Annotated in this window: 1 protein-coding gene; it reads right to left on the bottom strand. The window is 49.7% G+C overall.

Features of this window, described 5'->3' with window-relative positions; translation table 11 throughout:
* Positions 1 to 485: 485 nt before the first annotated feature.
* A complete protein-coding gene (locus ACOYNV_RS28150; protein WP_422903131.1) occupies positions 486 to 1,700 on the bottom strand; it encodes a pyridoxal phosphate-dependent decarboxylase family protein in 1,215 nt (404 codons plus the stop codon).
* Between the last annotated feature and the right edge of the window lie 165 nt (positions 1,701 to 1,865).

Raw genomic sequence — 1,865 nt, 5'->3', positions numbered from 1 at the left:
AAATCACACAAGAACACTTGAATCTGATCATGTTTTATCACAATCATCATAAGTACAAAACTGGAAAACGGAAAGGCAAAGCGCCTATCGAAATCCTCAACGGTATACCATTGGGAAAAAACTGGCTAGATTTGCTGTTGGAAACTTCTGAAAAAAATCGACAGCAATGATCTATCTGCCTAACGGCAGATAATATTTATCTTGTTTAGATTGATCAGGTTAAAAAATATTTTTAACCTGATGGTTTTATTCGTCTTGAATTTTTCAATAAGTAAACTGTTAACTACTTTTAATTTAAAATGAAGGGAGTCTTTGAGTGTGATCAACCAAATTGAGGGACTAATAATCACGTTTTGTGAGGGACGATGTCCCACAACAATTTCTTCGGTCTGTGGCAAGGCCGCAACTTTCCAATCAGAAGTCTATACCCGCTTTAGAGCGAATTCTGGACCCGCAACGCAGCGATACCGGACATTGAGCGCCATCTAAGAACGATCAGCCAAAGCTCCATGAATGTTGGTAATCAGGATGTCAATATCCGCACTAGGATTGGCCGCCACATTGCGGAACCACTTACCACCCGCAATCGAGGTTGTGGACGTGGAACCAACAGGCAAGTGCTGCAATACATGGTCAAACAAGTTCTCCTCTTTGGGACGCCAGACAACAATGCCTGTTTGTGGTTCTGCATACAGCACAAGGCGGTCGTCTACCGCCACAAAATCTCTCAGGCAGCGTGCAAGGTCCATACAGTGCTCTATGCGCTGGGCGACTCCTTCACGCCCCCATGCAAGTAGCGTTGCCAAAAGGGCGGTGGCAGTTGCACCATGAGAGCCAAGAACGCCAACATTGGGAATTGCCAGATACGCACCGCCGAAGCTAACCGCTGCGTGGGCTTTTTCGGTGTCTTTGAACAAGACAAGCGCAGACTCTTTGGGTTGAAAAAGCCACTTATGCGCCGACACGGCCACGGAGTCTGCCGACTCAGTACCATCGAGCAAATTGGCGTACTTACTCATCCGCAAAGGACCAGCCCAAGCAGCATCGACGTGGGTCCAAGCGGCCCTGCCAGCCAGTCCAAGCGTGTCTATTGCACCGGTACTTGTTGCTCCGACGGTGAGTACCAAGGCAGATTTGCGCATGTCGGACGGCAATTGCGCCGCGTCTATCGAACCAATGGCGTTAATGGGCACAGTCCGAAATTGAAGACCCAAAATATGGGCTGCTTTCGCAATGGAGAGATGCGCTCCCTCTGATGCAATCACCTCCGTAATACCTGCACACTCTCGTGCGGACCACAAAGCAGTCAAATTAGCCAGTGACGACCCCGGTGTCATGTGCCCGCCGTTCATGCCGAAAAATGGTGCGAGCCATGCCACGACCCGTTGTTCCATTTGGCGAGCGACAGGTGCTGTGGCAGGGTGAAGTAGGTTCTGATTGAGCGATGCGTTCCAAAGCGTAATTGCCCAAGTTATCCATGGGGTGGGTGGGTCCATGTGGGCAAATGATGTAGCCTCACCTAAACGCGCCGCGCCGCCCAGAATGCTCGGTGCCAGCAAGTTCAATGCAGCCGTGGAACCCATCCCGACTTTTGGCAGTTCTATCGGCAGGGCAAGACCTTCTGCTTTACTGAAATCACGACTCATCAAATCGACGGCCTGATGTAACCCGTCCGAGTCGACAGAGAATTCCTTGTCCATGCTACTTACCTCAGTTGCTATCTGAAACTCAGTTTAGCCGCTCACAAATAGGCTCGGGCGTGCACGGTTTCAACGACCGCAGTCAGCCTTTTGCGGTAGTAGATGCACAGGCCGTCTCCAGATTGACACCTTCATTGGAATGTAAAAATTGCACTTTTCAGATGA

The sequence above is a fragment of the Propionivibrio sp. genome (assembly GCF_049316945.1).
Taxonomy (GTDB): domain Bacteria; phylum Pseudomonadota; class Gammaproteobacteria; order Burkholderiales; family Rhodocyclaceae; genus Propionivibrio.
This window is presented reverse-complemented; position numbering and strand designations above follow the sequence as displayed.